Below are 18,137 nucleotides of genomic sequence, written 5' to 3'. Positions count from 1 at the left end.
AACATTCTTTACCATTTTGCCAATGACTCATTGAAAATATCCTGTGTGATTCTTTCAAAAATAGTGGTAATTGCAGCATTTAACACAGATCCGGTTGGTAGTGATGTTCCGGCAAAGTCATAATAAAATTCAAACGGTTTCTCGAAATCATCTGTTTCTTTCTTTTTATTAGTGAATCTAACATTTACACGAATTGTCAAACGGTTTTGTGCCGCTCCGGCATCACCATTTGATGTCACAGCTGTAGCTGTCATTGGTGTAATTCTGTAATCGATAATTTCGCCTTCATAGGTTAAATCACCACTGTTGCTTACCAGGTTTAAATTGGTTTGATTCATAATCAAATCCTGCAAGGCCAGTGTAAATTGTCTGTCGATTCCGGGCTCAATTAAATCAGCGTTGTTCTGAAAAAAGTTAACCTGAAAAGTTTTGGCATCGATTGTTCCTGTTCCGGTAAAGTTGTAAACGTTGCAGCCACTTAATAAAAAAAGGCTGATAAAGGCTAATAAAGAATATATTTTTTTCATAAAATCAATAGTTGGGAAATTCCAATTTTTTAAATTCCAAATTCCAATTCTATGGAAAATCTCAATTTTTAAATTCCAAATTCCAATGGAGTTGTATTTTTTTTCAAATATACTAATTTGGAATTTGGAATTTATTTTTTGGAATTTTTCCTATTTACAAATCAAATTGTTTAATTTTTCTATATAAAGTTCTCTCCGAAATTCCCAATTCATCAGCCGCCGCTTTTCGTTTTCCTTTATTTTTTTCTAATGACTTTTTAATCATTTCGATTTCTTTTTGTTCTAGACGCAGAATTTCTTCTTCTTCAATGGTTTCGGCGTCTAAATAATTATTGTCATCTTGTATGCGATAATTATCTTCACGGGTTGTCGGTGTCATTACAGCCGTTCTCGGTTCTTCTTCAAAATCAATTTCGCTGTCATTTTCCTGAGAGCCGTATATTTTCTGAATCAAATTCGGATTAATGTCCTGTACTTTTGAACTGCCGTTTTTCATCAATTCCAAAGTAAGTTTCTTCAAATCATTCAAATCGCTTTTCATATCAAAAAGCACTTTGTATAAAATGTCTCTTTCCGTACTAAAATCATCTTTTTTCTTATCGCTAATTACAGAAGGTAAATTGGTTCCTTCGGTTGGTAAATACGATTTTAAAGTAGCAAGAGTAATATCACGATTCGTTTCTAAAACAGAAATTTGCTCAGCTACATTTCGCAACTGACGAATATTTCCATTCCATCTGAATTTTTGCAAAAGTTGAACCGCGTCATCATCAAGCTTCAACGGAGGCATTTTATATTTGTGCGCAAAATCGGCCACAAATTTTCGGAACAACAAATGAATGTCTTCATTTCTTTCTCTCAACGGAGGCAAAGTAATTTCGACTGTAGTCAAACGATAGTATAAATCCTCACGGAATTTTCCTTTTTCGATGGCATTAAATAGATTGACATTCGTTGCCGCAACAATTCTCACATTGGTTTTTTGAACCTGAGACGAACCAACTTTTATAAATTCACCATTTTCTAAAACACGAAGCAAACGAACCTGAGTCGTTAACGGTAATTCACCAACTTCATCCAGAAAAATGGTTCCGCCATCCGCTACTTCAAAATAACCTTCACGGGTGCTGGTTGCACCGGTAAAAGCACCTTTTTCGTGACCAAAAAGTTCACTGTCAATTGTTCCCTCTGGAATAGCTCCACAGTTTACAGCAATATATTTACCATGCTTTCTGTGTGAAAGCGAATGGATTATTCTCGGAATATTTTCTTTACCAACACCACTTTCCCCAGTTACCATTACCGAAATATCAGTAGGAGCAACCTGAATGGCTTTTTCAATGGCGCGATTTAATTTTGGGTCATTCCCAATAATCTCAAATCGTTGTTTTATTGCTTGAACTGTTTCCATGTGTTTTTTTGTTTCAAGTTTTTTTTGTTTCAGGTTTCTTGACAAAACTGATAGTTGAAATAGTGATATTTTTTCACCACAAATTACACAAATTTTCGCAAATTCATTTTAAGAATTTATTAATCGTTTATGTATTAATGATTTGTTTTGAAAGTTTGCAATTATTCCAACAGGAGTATCTGCAAGTTTCATATAATTTAATGTTTGAGCAAGGTGATCATTGCAAATTTCCTTTACAGATTTTACTTCTAAAATTATGTCATCATAAACTATAAAATCCGCATAAAATTTATGGGGCAAAATAACTCCCTTGTATTCAATTGAAAATTCCTTTTCTCGGTGATAAGGAATTCTATGATTTTTAAATTCAATTTCCAACGCATCTTTATATACAATCTCGAGTAAATCCGGTCCTAATAATCGATGCACTTCCATACAGATGCCGACTATTTGGTAGTTTTCCTCTTTTTTATAATAATATTCGGTTGTATTAATCATGAAGAATTAATTTGTGAAAATTTGTGTAATTTGTGGTTAAAACTTAATTCATGCTGCTTAATCCCACCGCTTCACCTTTCAAAGTTCCGCTAGTACAACTTGTAATTTTTACATTTACGAAATCTCCAATTTTATAGTTTTCTTTTGGGAAGACAACCGTAATACTTTGTGAATTTCTTCCTGAGAATTCTTCTTTTGATTTTTTAGAAACCTTCTCCACTAAAACTTCTACAACCTGTCCAACGTATTCTTCGCTTCTAAACCAGGCGTGTTTTTGTTGCAAGTCGACAATTTCCTGTAATCTTCTGGCTTTAGTTTCTTCTGGGACATCATCTTCCATTTTTCTTCCTGCCAAAGTTCCAGGACGCTCAGAATACGAATACATATAACCGAAATTATATTTTACATATTCCATCAAGCTCATGGTATCCTCGTGATCTTGCTCTGTTTCTGTTGGGAAACCGGCAATCATATCTTGAGAAATCGAAGCATTCGGAATAATAGTTCTGATTTTATCAATCAAAGTCATATATTCTTCACGACTGTGCAGACGATTCATTTCTTTTAAAATTCTGTTGCTTCCAGACTGAACCGGTAAGTGAATATGTTTACAGATATTTGGATATTTCGCAATAACATGTAAAACACTTTCGTGCATATCCTGCGGATTCGAAGTCGAAAATCGGATACGCATTTTTGGGAAACCAACCGCAACCATTTCCAGTAATTGATCAAAATCTACTGCAGTTGCTTTTTGCATTTCTGAAGCATTTACGAAATCTTTTTTCAAACCGCCACCGTACCAAAGGTAACTGTCAACGTTTTGCCCTAAAAGCGTGATTTCTTTAAAGCCTTTATCCCATAAATCCTGGATTTCAGTCATAATACTTTGAGGTTCACGGCTACGCTCACGACCACGTGTAAAAGGTACAACGCAAAACGTACACATATTATCGCAACCACGAGTAATTGAAACCAAAGCCGTAATTCCGTTACTCATCAAACGAACTGGTGAAATATCCCCGTATGTTTCCTCTTTCGATAAAATTACATTAATGGCGTCGCGTCCTTCCTCCACTTCTGCCAATAAATTTGGCAAATCTTTGTAAGCATCAGGACCAACAACAAGATCGACTATTTTTTCTTCCTCCAAAAACTGACTTTTCAAACGCTCGGCCATGCAGCCTAAAACGCCAACTTTCATTTTCGGGTTAATACGTTTTACAGCATTATATTTTTCCAGACGCTTACGAATAGTTTGTTCTGCCTTATCTCGAATGGAGCAGGTGTTAACTAAAACTAAATCAGCTTCTTCAAGGGTTTGTGTAGTGTTATATCCGTTTATCGATAAAATAGAAGCTACGACCTCACTGTCCGAAAAATTCATCGCACAACCGTAACTTTCTATAAAAAGTTTCTTAGTATTCTCAGGTTTATTCTCCAAAACAAGACTTTCGCCCTGCTTGCTTTCTTCAATAATCTTTTCCATTGTATAATTTCAAAGTGCAAAGATAACGCAAAAGGTATAAATATGACAAGATGGCAGAGAAAAGATTTTAGATTTTAGAGTTAAGATTTTAGATCTAGCTGTAGGGGCCGTAAAAGATCTTTTTTAATGTAAGTAAGGAATTTAAAATATAGTAACCAGAAGATTAAAACTCAAAGTTATTCTCAAAGCTTTGTGAACTTCCTCTGAAACTTTTCAGCTTAAATTAAAACTTAGCGAACTTTGTGTAAATCTTTGTGGACTTTGTGGTTAAATTTTTATTTAAGAAGCTATTCCAGCTTTCCGTTTCAAGTCCTCATAAAACAAGCTATTTTTCTAAGCCATAAAACGAGCTTCCTTCGGTCGCTGTTTTCTGGCAAGAAAAGTTAGCTTTTTTTATTCCGGGCTTTACATTGCAATCTGGGCTAGGGCACTCGGGTTAAAAGCACATTCTTGATCCATAATCCATTTAAAATTATACCTATATATATAATAGGTGAGATTACAGATAAATCTGCAATTTTTAGAAACATAATATCAAAATACCTCAAAAATGCATTATCAAGGTTGATATTTAAAAAAAACTTCTACTTTTGTTGCAGAAAAATAGATCAATGGCAAAGAATTTAGTAATAGTGGAATCACCTGCAAAGGCGAAAACGATAGAGAAATTTCTAGGAAGTGATTTTCAGGTCGAGTCAAGTTATGGACATATAGCCGACTTACCATCAAAGGAAATAGGAGTAGATGTAGAGAATGGATTTAAACCTAAATACGAAGTTTCTCCTGATAAAAAAGCCCTGGTAAGTAAACTAAAGACACTGTCTAAAAATGCCGAAATGGTTTGGTTAGCAAGTGATGAGGACCGCGAAGGAGAAGCTATTTCATGGCACTTGGCGGAAGAATTAAAACTAGATACTAAAAAAACCAAACGAATTGTTTTTCACGAGATTACCAAATCAGCGATTCTTAAAGCAATCGACAATCCAAGAGAAATTGATTATAATTTAGTAAACGCACAACAGGCACGTCGTGTTTTAGATCGTTTAGTAGGTTACGAATTGTCTCCGGTTTTATGGAGAAAAATTAAAGGCGGACTTTCTGCCGGACGTGTACAATCAGTTTCTGTTCGTTTGATTGTAGAAAGAGAACGCGAAATTCAGAATTTTAATGCAGTTGCCAGTTATTCAATTGTAGCAGAATTTGTAAATGAGGCAGGAAAAGCTTTCAAAGCGAAATTGCCAAAAAACTTCAATACTAAAAAAGAAGCCGAAGATTTCTTAAAACAAAATATCGGATCTAAATATAAGGTAGCCGATTTAGAAACTAAACCTACCAAAAAATCTCCAACAGCACCTTTTACTACTTCGACACTTCAACAGGAAGCTGCCAGAAAATTGTATTTGCCAGTAGGAATCACAATGCAGCTTGCACAACGTTTATACGAGGCCGGACTTATTACTTATATGAGAACGGATAGTGTGAATCTTTCTAAAGATGCAATGGACGCTGCTGAAGCTGAAATCATAAAATCATACGGAAAAGAGTTTTCTAAACCGAGAACTTTTGCTAACAAAAGCAAAGGAGCACAAGAAGCGCACGAAGCAATTCGTCCGACTGATATGTCACGTCATACGGTAAATATTGATCGCGACCAAGCCCGTTTGTATGATTTGATCTGGAAAAGAACATTGGCATCTCAAATGAGCGATGCACAATTAGAAAGAACAAACGTAAAAATTGAGGCTAATAATCACAGTGAAATTTTTACAGCTTCAGGAGAAGTTTTACTTTTTGAAGGTTTCCTTAAAGTATATCTTGAAGGACATGATGATGACGAGGAAGAGCAAGAAGGAATGTTGCCAGCTTTAAAAGTAAACGAAAAGCTAGCTAACAATTATATTACAGCTACAGAACGATATTCAAGACCTCCTGCACGTTATACAGAGGCTTCTTTGGTGAAAAAATTAGAAGAATTAGGAATTGGTCGTCCGTCTACGTACGCACCAACTATTTCGACTATCATCAACAGAAACTATGTTGAAAAAGGAACCTTGGAAGGTCAGGAAAGAAATTATACACAACTTACTTTACAAGCTGATAAAGTAGGTGAAAAGTTACTGAAAGAAAATACAGGTTCTGATAAAGGAAAATTAGTTCCTACAGACATTGGAACAATCGTTACTGATTTCCTTGTTAAGAATTTTGGAAACATCCTTGATTATAATTTCACTGCAAAAGTAGAGCAGGATTTTGACGAAATTGCAGAAGGAAATATTGACTGGGCAACCATGATGCAGGAATTCTACGATAAGTTTCATCCAAATGTTAAAGATGTTGAAGCAAATGCTGAGAGAGAAAGTGGTGAAAGAATCTTGGGTAAAGATGCTGATGGAAGACAAGTATCTGTTCGTTTAGGGAAATTTGGCCCAATGGCTCAAATTGGAGAAGCGGATGATGAAGATAAAAAGTTCGCCAGCTTAATGGCAGATCAAAATATTGGAAATATTACTTTAGAAGATGCTTTGAATTTGTTTTTATTGCCTAAAAATTTAGGTGAATATAAAGGAGAAGAAGTTGAAGTAAGTAATGGACGTTACGGACCTTATGTACGTCATGGAAGTGTTTTTATTTCACTGCCAAGAGGTGAAGATCCATTAGCGGTTACAAAAGAAAGAGCTCAGGAATTAATTGACGAAAAAGCACTTGCTGATGCGCCAATTGCAGTTTACAAAGGAGAAGCAGTTCAAAAAGGAGTGGGGCGTTTTGGTCCGTTTATCAAATGGAATGGTCTTTTTGTAAATGTGAGTAAAAAATACAATTTTGATAATTTATCGCAAGCAGATGTTGAGGAATTAATTGAAGATAAATTACAGAAAAACATTGATAAAGTGCTTCACAATTGGGAAGACGAAGGAATTCTGGTTGAGAAAGCACGTTGGGGTCGTTCTGTTATTACAAAAGGAAAGATTAAAATTGAATTGAGTAAGGATGTTGATGCAACAAAATTAACATTGGAAGAAGTTCAGGAAATGATCGCGAAAAAGACTCCGGCAAAGAAAACACCAGCAAAAAAAGCAACAACAGCAAAGAAAGCTCCGGCTAAAAAACCAGCCGCTAAAAAGAAATAATAAATGGAATTTGATTTTCTAGAACCAGTTAACGACGGAATTTTACAATTCATTAGTTCGTTGTCTTCACAAGAATTGGGTAGTAAGATTGTCTTGCATACTCAGGATCAATTCCCTGACATTAGCAAGGTGCAGATAGCTATAGTAGGTGTTTTAGAAGATCGCAGGAATATCAATATGGTTAATGAAGTTAACCTGACTGCTGTTCGTAAAAAGCTTTATAGTATGTTTCCTGGTAATTGGGATGCTTCTATTGCGGATTTGGGTGATATTCTTGCAGGAGATTCTGTAGAGGATACTTACTTCGCATTAAAAAAGGTGACTGCTGCTTTAATCAAGAATAAAGTGATTCCTATAGTCCTGGGAGGTTCGCAGGATTTAACTTATGCTTTGTATCGTGCTTACGATGATTTGGAGCAAATGGTAAACATGGTTGCTGTTGATAATCGATTTGATTTTGGTAAAGAAAATGAAACAGTTTCTGCTAATTCATATTTGACTAAAATCATTATAGATGAGCCAAATAATCTGTTTAACTATTGTAATATAGGATATCAGACTTATTATAACTCGCAGGAAGAAATTGATTTGATTGAGAAATTGTTCTTTGATGCCTATCGTTTAGGTGAGATTTCAAATAAGATTGCTTTGGCAGAGCCAGTTTTTAGAGATGCTGATTTGGTAAGTATCGATTTGAATTCTGTAAAATCTTCAGCTTCAGGAAATACTGTTACTTTTGAGCCTAATGGTTTTAACGGAAAAGAGATTTGTTCTCTGGCAAGATATGCCGGAATAAGCGATAAAGTTTCGTCCTTTGGTGTTTTTAATCACAATAGTACAGCACATGAATCGAGTATGATTGCTCAGATTGTGTGGTACTTTATTGAAGGATATCATTACCGTTCTAAAGAATACCCGTTTGGTAGCCGAACGAACTATTTAAAATATATTGTGCCGCTGGAAGATGAGGAGCTGATTTTTTACAAAAGTGATAAAACAGACCGTTGGTGGATCGAAATTCCCTTTGTGTCGAATGGGAACAATAAATTGAAAAGAAATACGTTATTACCGTGTTCGTACGACGAATATTTGTGCGCTTGTAACCAAGAATTGCCAGAAAGATGGTGGAAAGCACAAAGAAAAAATGCTTTATAAAGGATAATTTTATAAAATATCTTAAAATTTTAAAATTATCAAAAATAATTTAAGATATTTTAGTAGGAAAATAATTATATAATATAAAATTTAACGTTTTACGTCGATTTTTTATGCTAGTTTGTCGATAAAATATTTTTTTTTTATTTTATTTAACATTATTTTTGAACGGTAAAATAAATTTCGCAACTAGTATTGTTTTTTAGATAAATAATAAATACGTTTACGGACTTATAATAATGAATAGATAATCCCAAATTTATATGAAGAAGTTTTTTGCATTTGCAGCAATGTTATCACTAGTAATCGGCTGTGGTAAGTCAGGTGACAAAGGTGAGTTAGTTGGTGTTACAGGAGGGAAATGGCATCCTGAGAAACCTTATGGAATGACATTAGTTCCAGGTGGATCCTTTATTATGGGTAAATCAGATGCTGATTTAGCTAATGTAGAAGACGCTCCAACTAAAACGGTAACAGTTCGTTCATTTTATATGGATGAAACTGAGATCACAAATAGCGAGTATCGTCAGTTTGTGGAGTGGGTAAAAGACTCTACAATGAGAGTTCGTTTGGCTATTTTAGCTGATGAAACCGGACAAAAAGCTACAGGTGATAAAGGTAGTAAAGGCGGTAGTATCGCTGATTATGCATTTAATGATTCTGAGCCAGATAAAATGACAGCTTATGATAAATACATGTATGATAACTATTATAGTGTAGGAACGAAAGATGATCCTTATGCTGGTAGAAAACTAAATAAAAAAGTTAAGTTAATTAAAGATACTAAAGCTTATCCGGATGAGTATTACACTGAAGTAATGGATTCTATGTATTTGCCAATTGAAGAATCGTACAATGGTTTGAGAACAATTGATGTAAATAAATTGAAATTCCGTTATTCTTGGATGGATATTCAGGCTGCTGCAAAAGCTAAAGTTGGAAAAAGAAAAGACTTCGTTAAAACAGAACAAGTTAGTGTTTATCCTGATACAACAGTTTGGATTAAGGATTTCGCATATTCATACAATGAGCCAATGCACAATGATTATTTCTGGCACAAAGCTTACGGAGATTATCCTGTAGTAGGTGTGACATGGAAACAAGCTAAAGCTTTCTGTGCATGGAGAACTTTAAACAAAAACAGTTACATTAAATCTAAGAAAAAAGGACGTGACTTAGTAAATGCTTTCAGATTACCTACAGAAGCAGAATGGGAGTATGCTGCAAGAGGAGGTCTGGAGTCTGCAACTTACCCTTGGGGAGGTCCTTATACTAAGAGTGACAGAGGATGTTTCTTAGCAAACTTCAAACCAAGCAGAGGAGATTATGCTGCTGATGAGGCTTTGTATACAGTAGAAGCTAAATCTTACGATGTAAACGGTTACGGATTGTATAATATGGCAGGAAACGTTTCAGAGTGGACAGATTCAGCTTACAATCCAAATGCATATGAATATGTTTCAACGATGAATCCAAACGTTATCGATGGAAACAACCAAAGAAAAGTAGTTCGTGGTGGATCTTGGAAAGACGTTGCTTATTTCCTACAGGTAAGTACACGTGATCACGAATATGCTGACTCTGCAAGAAGTTATATTGGTTTCAGAACTGTACAAGATTACATGGGAACTCAGGTAACAGGAGGCAAAAAGAAAAAGTAAATTACAATTAAATTCAATAACCAAATCAAATCTATTTTATTAAAACCTAAAAAAAAGTATTATGGCATTATTAAGTAAAAAAGCAATGAATTTCGCTTATGGTATGGGAGCGGCAGTAGTAATCATTGGAGCATTATTCAAAATTACACACTTTGAAATCGGACCGTTAACAGGAACGTTGATGCTTTCAATTGGATTAGTAACTGAGGCGTTAATCTTTGCTCTTTCTGCTTTCGAACCAGTAGATGAAGAATTAGACTGGACTCTTGTTTACCCGGAATTAGCTAATGGTCAGGCTAGAAAAAAAGCTGACAAAGTAGAGACTCCAACTGACGCCCAAGGATTGTTGTCTCAAAAATTAGATGCTATGTTGAAAGAAGCTAAAATTGACGGAGAATTAATGTCAAGCTTAGGAAATTCAATTAAAAACTTTGAAGGAGCTGCAAAAGCTATCTCTCCAACAGTAGATTCTATTGCAGGACAAAAGAAATATGCTGAAGAAATGTCTATGGCTGCTGCACAAATGGAGTCATTAAACAGCTTATACAAAGTACAATTAGAAAGTGCTTCAAGAAATGCACAAGCAAACAGCGAAATTGCTGAAAATGCTTCTAAATTAAAAGAACAAATGCAATCAATGACTGCAAACATTGCTTCTTTAAACAGTGTTTATGGTGGTATGCTTTCCGCAATGAGTAACAAAGGATAATTAGTTTTTAACTATTATATTAAATTTATTAATAAGAACTAATTAGAAAAAAATGGCAGGAGGAAAATTAACCCCTAGACAGAAGATGATTAACCTGATGTACCTGGTTTTCATCGCAATGTTAGCAATGAATATGTCCAAAGAAGTTTTATCTGCTTTTGGATTAATGAATGAAAAATTTGAAAGCGCTAACACTTCTTCTGAACAATCAAATGCTAGTTTATTGATGTCTTTAGATCAAAAAGCGGCTGAAGCAAAAGGAGAATTCGCTATCGCTGCAGTTACTGCTCATAAAGTTGAAACAGCTTCGAAAGAATTTTACGCATACATCGGATCTTTGAAAGGTGATGTTTTAAAAGGATTTGAATCTGACAAAGAAACTGGTAAATTACCTTATGAGTCTATGGACAAAGGTGATAATATCGACAACTGGTTTACAGGAGAAGGATATACTGCAAAAGGAAATGACATTATCGCTCATATCGAGGCATACAAAGCTGCTATGAAGGCTGCTTTAGCAGATAAAAAATATGCTGCTATTGTTGCTGAGATTGAAAAGAAATTTGATGTTTCTGATGTAAAAAACAAAGAAGGTTTAAAAGATAAGTATTTAGCTTACCACTTCAAAGGTTTCCCTGCAGTTGCTTCATTAGCTAAACTTTCAGCTTGGCAAAATGACGTTCAAAAAGCAGAATCTGATGTATACAGTGCTGCTTTAGGAAAAGCTGCGGTTGCTGCTGCTTCTTATAGCAATTACCAGGCAATTGTTGTTTTAGACAAAAATGCTTACTTCCAAGGAGAAAAAGTTACAGGTAAGGTAGTTTTAGGTCGTTACGACGAAAACACTAAACCAACTTCTTTCCAAGGTCCTGGACAAATCGTTAACGGACAAGCTGTTATTTCATTAACTGCTGGTGGTGTTGGAGAACAGGATATCAATGGACAATTTACGTTCTTAGAGGATGGGAAAAACATTCCTTTGAAATTTAAAGGAACATACGTTGTAGTGCCAAAACCAAATTCAGCTACTATTTCTGCTGATAAAATGAATGTTGTTTATAGAGGTGTTGTTAACCCTATCTCTGTTTCATTCGCTGGTGTTGATGCTAACAAAATTGTTGCAAGTGCTCCAGGTTTAGCTTCTGCTGGAAAACCTGGTAAATATAACATGAGCCCTGGTTCAGGTACTGAAACTACAATTTCAGTTACAGGAACTTTACCAAACGGTGATAAAGTTACAGATAAGAAATCATTCAGAATTAAAGGTATTCCTGGTCCAACAGGTACAATTAGAGGAGAAATGGGTGTTGTTAAAGGACCTAAATCTAACTTAGAGATTGCTACTATTGGTGCTAAATTACTTGATTTTGATTTCGAAGTTGGTTTAGATGTTGTTGGATTTAACCTGAAAATTGCTGGACAACCTACAGTTGTTGTTAACGGTAACAGATTAAATGCACAATGTAAATCAGTTCTTTCTAAAGCTGGAAGAGGAGATCAGGTTACTATTTCTGAAATTAAAACTAAACTTGTTGGAGCTGGTAGTTATTTATTACCACGTACAGCTCCGGTAATTTACGAAATACAATAATATAAGTAGGTAAAACTACGTTCAATATCTTATAATGATATCATGATGAAAGTAAGAAATTTTTTAATAGCTATAGTTTCTATCGCAGGCGGTTTCGCTTCTAATGCGCAATCGAATTTGCTTAATGCAAAAACACCAGATCAGATAGGACTTAAGACTCCTGCACAACTTATCTCAGACAACGATAAGCCATTGGCTTATGGTTATGTAGATGATAGAGATGTCTTGATGGGAAAAACAACTTGGGAGATCATTGATTTAAATGAAAAAATCAACTTTCCATTATATTTTCCAGTAGATACAGCTAATATTGGTTCTGACAGACGTTCTCTTTATGATGTTTTGACGAAAGCCATCAAAAGTGGTAAAGTAACTGAAATTTACACTGACAGTTATTTCAATACTAAAAAATCTATGAAAGACATCGAAGGATCATTATCTCGTATTGATACAACTGATGCTGGTAGAGAACTTATCAACCAATATCCAGATGACTACAAAACTCACGTTGTGAAGAAAAAAGTAGTTACAGGTACTGGTAAAAAGAAAGTGGTAACTTATGTTGATGAGACAGTTGGAGCTACAAGAACAGTTCCTTCTGAGTATATTCTTAAACAAGATTTAACTGCTCAGGACGTTACGCAATACAAAATTAAAGGGTACTGGTATTTTGACAAACGTCAAAGTGAATTGAAATATCGTTTACTTGGAATTTGTCCAGTTACTCCTGACGTTTATACGATGAACAGTGATGAGAAGGATTATATTGAGTTATTCTGGGTTTTCTTCCCGAATGCTAGAGAAGCATTACATGAAGCAAAAGCTTTTAACGACAATAATTCAGCATTGCCAATTTCATTCGATCAGATCTTAAATTCAAGACGTTTTAATGCAGTAATCTATAAAGAAGAAAACTTGTACGGAGATCGTGAGATCAAAGAATACATGAAAGATAATGCACAAAACCAATTGTTAGAATCTGAAAGAGTAAAAGAGAAGATTCGTAATTTCGAACAAGATATGTGGAACTACTAAGTATCTATATTACAATATAATAAAAACTCTTACTACCTTTGTAGTAAGAGTTTTTTTATTTTATCGATTTTGCTTTGGACTATTTGTATGAGGATAGAAGGTTGAGTTTGCCGTTTTGAGTTTAATTAGAAATTAAGTAATTTCTTGTTGGACTTTACTCTTGAAAGCTATTCATCTGTTCTTGAATTTATTTTTTGTAGGAAAAATACAATAAAATAATTAAAACTTCGTTGAGTCAATTATAAATAATTTATATGATGATGAAGATGAAAAGTTTTTTGTTGCCTATTGTTTTTATGGTATGCGTTACCGCGAGCTCGCAATCTAATTTGCTGAATGCAAAAACAGCTGATCAAATAGGTAAAAAGCCTCCTGCCCGGTTAATATCTGATAATGATAAGCCATTGGCTTATGGGTATGTCAATGACAGAGATGTTTTGATGGGAAAAACTACCTGGGAGATTATTGACTTAAATGAGAAAATCAATTTTCCATTATATTTTCCTGTAGATACAGCTAACATTGGTTCGGATAGGCGTTCTCTTTACGATGTTTTGACTAAAGCGATTAGGAGTGGAAGAATAACTGAAGTTTATACAGACAGTTATTTCAATACTAAAAAATCTATAAAAGACATACAAGGATCATTATCGCGTATTGATACCACAGATGCCGGTAGGGAATTAATTAATCAATACCCTGATGACTACAAAACGCACGTTGTGAAGAAAAAAGTAGTTACGGGTACTGGTAAAAAGAAAGTGGTCACTTATGTTGAGGAGACAGTAGGAGCTACAAGAACAGTTCCTTCTGAGTATATACTGAAGCAGGATTTAACAGCTCAGGACGTTACACAATACAAAATTAAAGGATACTGGTATTTTGACAAACGTCAAAGTGAATTGAAGTATCGTTTAATTGGTATTTGTCCTGTTACTCCCGACGTTTATACAATGAATAGTGATGAGAAAGATTATATCGAGTTATTTTGGGTTTTCTTTCCTAATGCCAGGGATGTTTTACATGAGGCAAAAGCGTTTATTGAAAATTCGGCAGCCAATATTTCATTTGATCAGATCCTAAATTCCAGACGTTTTAATTCAATTATTTATAGAGAGGAAAATGTATATGGAGATCGGGAGATAAAAGATTATATTAAAGATGATGCCCAAAGTCAGTTATTAGAATCTGAGAGAGTAAAAGAGAAGATTCGTAATTTCGAACAGGATATGTGGAACTACTAAGATTCTATATTACATTATAACAAAAACTCTCACTACCTTTGTAGTAAGAGTTTTTCTATTTTTTTACCTATACTACATGTTAGATTATATAATTGTCGGATCTGGATTAGCAGGGATTTCTTTTGCTGAAATTGCCCTTAAAAACAACAAATCTATTTTAGTGATTGATGATAAATCTCAAATATCATCGAGAGTTGCTGGTGGATTGTATAATCCAGTGATCTTAAAACGCTTTAGTGAAGTTTGGAAAGCAGAAGAACAATTGGTTTTGATGGAAGATTTCTACAGTACTATTGAAGCTAAACTAGAAGCGAAGGTAAATTTTAAACTTCCAATTCTTAGAAAGTTTTTCTCTATTGAAGAACAGAATAACTGGTTTGCAGCTTCAGATAAACCGTTGTTAGCTCCGTTTCTTTCGACTAAATTAATATTCAAAAAGTATTTCGGAATAGATTCTCCTTTTGATTATGGTGAAGTTTTGCATACGGGTTATGTTGATACATCACTTTTACTTGATAAGTATCAGGCGTATTTAATGGAAAATAAATTATTGCTGCAGGAATCATTTCAACATGATACTTTGGTAGTAAGTGATGATCATGTTGAATACAAAGACATCAAAGCTAAACATATAATATTTGCAGAAGGTTTTGGTTTACATGCAAATCCATTTTTTCAGGATTTGCCGTTAGATGGCACCAAAGGAGAACTCTTTATTATAAAAGCACCAGAACTAGATTTAGATGTAATTGTCAACACCAGCGTCTTTATTTTGCCCTTAGGGAATCATTTGTTTAAAGTGGGTGCAACATATAATTGGAAAGACAAAACAGATGAACCGACTGAAGAAGGAAAAACGGAATTAGTCGAACGTATTCAGGAAATTATCAACTGCGATTTTGAAATCGTTTCTCATTTTGGAGGCGTAAGACCAACAGTTAAAGATAGAAGACCCATAATTGGGACAAATGATAAGTATAGTTCCTTACATTTATTAAATGGCTTAGGTACACGTGGCGTGATGCTCGGGCCAGCAATGGCGAAGGATTTATTTGATTATATAGAAAACAACAAGCCTTTAGATCCTACAATAGACATTCAGCGATTCTATAAAAAAAGAAAATAGGATTATTTTTTTCCGGCATTTGGATCGTATGAAATAAACATATTAATGTACAAGTTTCGTGAAAGTCGTAAGACGAAAGGAAATAATACAATCAGGGTTATAACGATCGCTAAAAACGATTGTTCAATAGAAGCGCCAAAGAAAACAAATGAAACAATAAAAGCTGCAATTCCTACAGCAACATTTAGTCCATAACTTACATACATTGCACCGTAAAAAAACGAAGGTTCGATTTGATATTTTAATCCGCAATGACTGCAATTTTCGTTCATTTTGAGAACTTTAGTCAAATGAAGCGGATTTTTGTCCGAATACATGCTCTCATTTTGACATTTTGGACAACTTCCTGTTAAAATACTATTTAGTTTGGATCCTTTTTTTAACATTTGCAAAAAATTTAAACAAAGGTACATTTTTTAAACCTTTACTGCTTGTAACAATAGTCACAAATTATGCTTAATATACACAATCTTTCAGTTTCTTTTGGTGGAACATATTTATTTGAAGAAGTTACTTTTCGTTTAGGAGCCGGGGACCGCGTTGGTCTTGTTGGTAAAAACGGAGCGGGTAAGTCTACAATGCTTAAAATGTTAGCGGGAGATTTTGCTCCTGACTCTGGAGTTATTTCCCAGGAGAAAGATATCCGAATGGGATTTTTACGTCAGGATATCGATTTTGAACAAGGAAGAACTGTATTAGAAGAAGCTTATGAAGCTTTTACTGAAATTAAGATTGTAGAGAAAAAATTAGAACAAATCAATCATCAATTGGTTACCAGAACCGATTATGAGAGTGAAGAATATAGCCAGATCATTGAAGATTTATCTGATTATACCCATCGTTTTGACCTACTTGGAGGTTATAATTATGTGGGAGATACAGAGAAAATTCTTTTAGGACTTGGTTTTAAAAGAGAAGTTTTCAATAACCAAACCGAAACATTTTCAGGAGGTTGGAGAATGCGTATCGAATTGGCGAAGCTATTATTGCAATCCAATGACGTATTGCTTCTGGATGAGCCAACCAACCACTTAGATATCGAAAGTATCATCTGGTTAGAGAGTTTCCTTCGTAATTATCCCGGAGTTGTGGTGATTGTATCGCACGATAAAATGTTCCTTGATAATGTTACGAATCGTACGATTGAAATTTCATTAGGAAAAGCATACGATTTCAATAAACCTTATTCTCAATATTTGGAATTGCGTCATGAAATTCGTGAAAAGCAATTGGCAACTCAAAAGAATCAGGCTAAGAAAATTGAAGAAACAGAAAAATTAATCGAGAAATTCCGTGCAAAAGCTTCTAAAGCTTCGATGGCGCAATCGTTGATTAAAAAGTTAGATAAAGTAGAACGAATTGAAGTTGATGAAGACGACAATTCGGTAATGAATATTTCTTTTCCAGTTTCAAAAGAACCTGGAAGAGTAGTGGTAGAAGCGGAGCATGTAACGAAGGCTTACGGTGATAAAGTTATTTTAAAAGATATTGATTTACTGGTAGAACGTGGAAGTAAAATTGCTTTTGTGGGTCAGAATGGTCAGGGAAAATCAACTTTTATTAAAGCCATTGTAAATGAATTTGAATATCAGGGTAATATCAAATTGGGCCACAATGTTCAATTAGGATATTTTGCTCAAAATCAGGCTGAATATTTGGATGGAGAAATTACGTTACTTCAAACGATGGAAGATGCTGCAATGGACACGAACCGTTCTAAAGTTCGTGACATGTTAGGGTCATTTTTGTTCCGTGGAGATGATGTAGAGAAAAAGGTAAAAGTACTTTCAGGAGGCGAACGTAACCGTTTGGCACTTTGTAAGTTATTACTACAGCCAATCAACGTTTTGCTAATGGATGAGCCTACGAATCACTTAGATATTAAATCTAAGAATGTATTGAAAGCGGCACTTCAAAAATTTGGTGGAACTTTATTATTGGTTTCGCACGACAGGGATTTCCTTCAGGGAATGTCGAATATCGTGTACGAATTCAAAGACCAAAAAATCAAAGAATATTTAGGTGATATCAACTATTTCTTAGAACAGCGCAATCTTGAAAACATGCGTGAAGTCGAGAAAAAAGATGTTGCCAAAGCTGCTGCTCCAAAAGAGACGAACAAAGCGTCATACGAAGATCAGAAAAAAGGAAAATCGCTTCAAAACCGATTGAGTAAAGTGGAGAGTCAGATCAAACAATTAGAAAAAGACATTCAGCACGACGATAAAATGTTGGCTTCTAATTATGATAAACATATCGAAGATGCCTCTTTTTTTACTGCATATAATAAAAAGAAAGCAGATTTAGATCAATTACTTTTGGACTGGGAAATCGTTCAGGAAGAAATTGATAATTTTAATGCTTAAGATGATTTTCAGGAGCTGATCTAGCTTTTCGTTTCAAGTCCTCACAAAAAAAGCTAATTTTTCTAAGCCATAAAACGAGCTTCCGTTGGTCGCTGTTTTCCGGCAAGAAAAATTGGCTTTTTTTGCTCCGGGCTTTTCTCTTCAATCTGGGCTAGGACAATCGGTTTCAATTGAAAATTTTTGTATCAAGTTTTTCA

Annotated in this window: 14 protein-coding genes; 9 read left to right on the top strand and 5 right to left on the bottom strand. The window is 34.6% G+C overall.

From position 1 onward, the window contains the following. Window positions 1-8: 8 nt before the first annotated feature. From BUA98_RS19465 to miaB, 4 genes are all read right to left on the bottom strand, one after another. Complete coding sequence (locus BUA98_RS19465) at window positions 9-527, bottom strand: LptE family protein (protein ID WP_072975234.1); 519 nt, start codon at window positions 525-527, stop codon at window positions 9-11. Between the two features lie 154 nt (window positions 528-681). Then, on the bottom strand, window positions 682-1,938 hold the full coding sequence (locus BUA98_RS19460; protein ID WP_072975556.1) for a sigma-54 interaction domain-containing protein: 1,257 nt from the start codon (window positions 1,936-1,938) through the stop codon (window positions 682-684). 108 nt (window positions 1,939-2,046) lie between these two features. Beyond that, window positions 2,047-2,436: a GxxExxY protein gene (locus BUA98_RS19455; protein WP_072975232.1), complete on the bottom strand. Its 390-nt coding sequence runs from the start codon at window positions 2,434-2,436 to the stop codon at window positions 2,047-2,049. Window positions 2,437-2,479: 43 nt separating this feature from the next. Further along, window positions 2,480-3,925: a tRNA (N6-isopentenyl adenosine(37)-C2)-methylthiotransferase MiaB gene (gene miaB / locus BUA98_RS19450; protein WP_072975231.1), complete on the bottom strand. Its 1,446-nt coding sequence runs from the start codon at window positions 3,923-3,925 to the stop codon at window positions 2,480-2,482. 611 nt (window positions 3,926-4,536) lie between these two features. Between miaB and topA the strand changes: the two genes are divergently transcribed. From topA to BUA98_RS19410, 8 genes are all read left to right on the top strand, one after another. Continuing rightward, window positions 4,537-7,053, top strand: coding sequence for a type I DNA topoisomerase (gene topA / locus BUA98_RS19445; RefSeq protein WP_072975229.1), 2,517 nt, complete (start codon window positions 4,537-4,539; stop codon window positions 7,051-7,053). A 3-nt stretch (window positions 7,054-7,056) separates the two neighbouring features. Then, the gene (locus BUA98_RS19440) at window positions 7,057-8,208 is read left to right on the top strand and encodes a formimidoylglutamase (RefSeq protein WP_072975227.1); all 1,152 of its coding nucleotides are present in this window, start codon (window positions 7,057-7,059) and stop codon (window positions 8,206-8,208) included. A 263-nt stretch (window positions 8,209-8,471) separates the two neighbouring features. After that, window positions 8,472-9,869, top strand: coding sequence for a T9SS ring complex lipoprotein PorK/GldK (gene porK, locus BUA98_RS19435; RefSeq protein WP_072975225.1), 1,398 nt, complete (start codon window positions 8,472-8,474; stop codon window positions 9,867-9,869). 61 nt (window positions 9,870-9,930) lie between these two features. Continuing rightward, window positions 9,931-10,578: a type IX secretion system motor protein PorL/GldL gene (porL, locus tag BUA98_RS19430; protein ID WP_072975224.1), complete on the top strand. Its 648-nt coding sequence runs from the start codon at window positions 9,931-9,933 to the stop codon at window positions 10,576-10,578. 52 nt (window positions 10,579-10,630) lie between these two features. Further along, window positions 10,631-12,169: a type IX secretion system motor protein PorM/GldM gene (porM, locus tag BUA98_RS19425; RefSeq protein ID WP_072975222.1), complete on the top strand. Its 1,539-nt coding sequence runs from the start codon at window positions 10,631-10,633 to the stop codon at window positions 12,167-12,169. Between the two features lie 45 nt (window positions 12,170-12,214). Beyond that, window positions 12,215-13,204 (top strand): type IX secretion system ring subunit PorN/GldN, encoded by a 990-nt coding sequence (gene porN / locus BUA98_RS19420; RefSeq protein WP_072975221.1) that lies wholly within the window; start codon window positions 12,215-12,217, stop codon window positions 13,202-13,204. Window positions 13,205-13,464: 260 nt separating this feature from the next. After that, complete coding sequence (gene porN / locus BUA98_RS19415) at window positions 13,465-14,448, top strand: type IX secretion system ring subunit PorN/GldN (RefSeq protein ID WP_072975554.1); 984 nt, start codon at window positions 13,465-13,467, stop codon at window positions 14,446-14,448. A gap of 76 nt (window positions 14,449-14,524) precedes the next feature. Continuing rightward, entirely contained in the window at window positions 14,525-15,574 is a 1,050-nt protein-coding gene (locus tag BUA98_RS19410) for an NAD(P)/FAD-dependent oxidoreductase (RefSeq protein ID WP_072975219.1), read from the top strand. Window positions 15,575-15,576: 2 nt separating this feature from the next. On the opposite strand, the gene BUA98_RS19405 is transcribed toward BUA98_RS19410, so the two are convergent. Continuing rightward, window positions 15,577-15,960: a DUF983 domain-containing protein gene (locus BUA98_RS19405; protein WP_072975552.1), complete on the bottom strand. Its 384-nt coding sequence runs from the start codon at window positions 15,958-15,960 to the stop codon at window positions 15,577-15,579. Between the two features lie 66 nt (window positions 15,961-16,026). On the opposite strand from BUA98_RS19405, the gene BUA98_RS19400 reads away from it, so the two are divergent. After that, window positions 16,027-17,940: an ABC-F family ATP-binding cassette domain-containing protein gene (locus tag BUA98_RS19400; RefSeq protein WP_072975218.1), complete on the top strand. Its 1,914-nt coding sequence runs from the start codon at window positions 16,027-16,029 to the stop codon at window positions 17,938-17,940. Window positions 17,941-18,137 lie beyond the last annotated feature (197 nt).

The organism is Flavobacterium saccharophilum, assembly GCF_900142735.1.
GTDB classification, from domain to species: domain Bacteria; phylum Bacteroidota; class Bacteroidia; order Flavobacteriales; family Flavobacteriaceae; genus Flavobacterium; species Flavobacterium saccharophilum.
The sequence above is the reverse complement of the archived record's forward strand: the minus strand, read 5'-3'. Positions and strand labels throughout refer to the sequence as shown.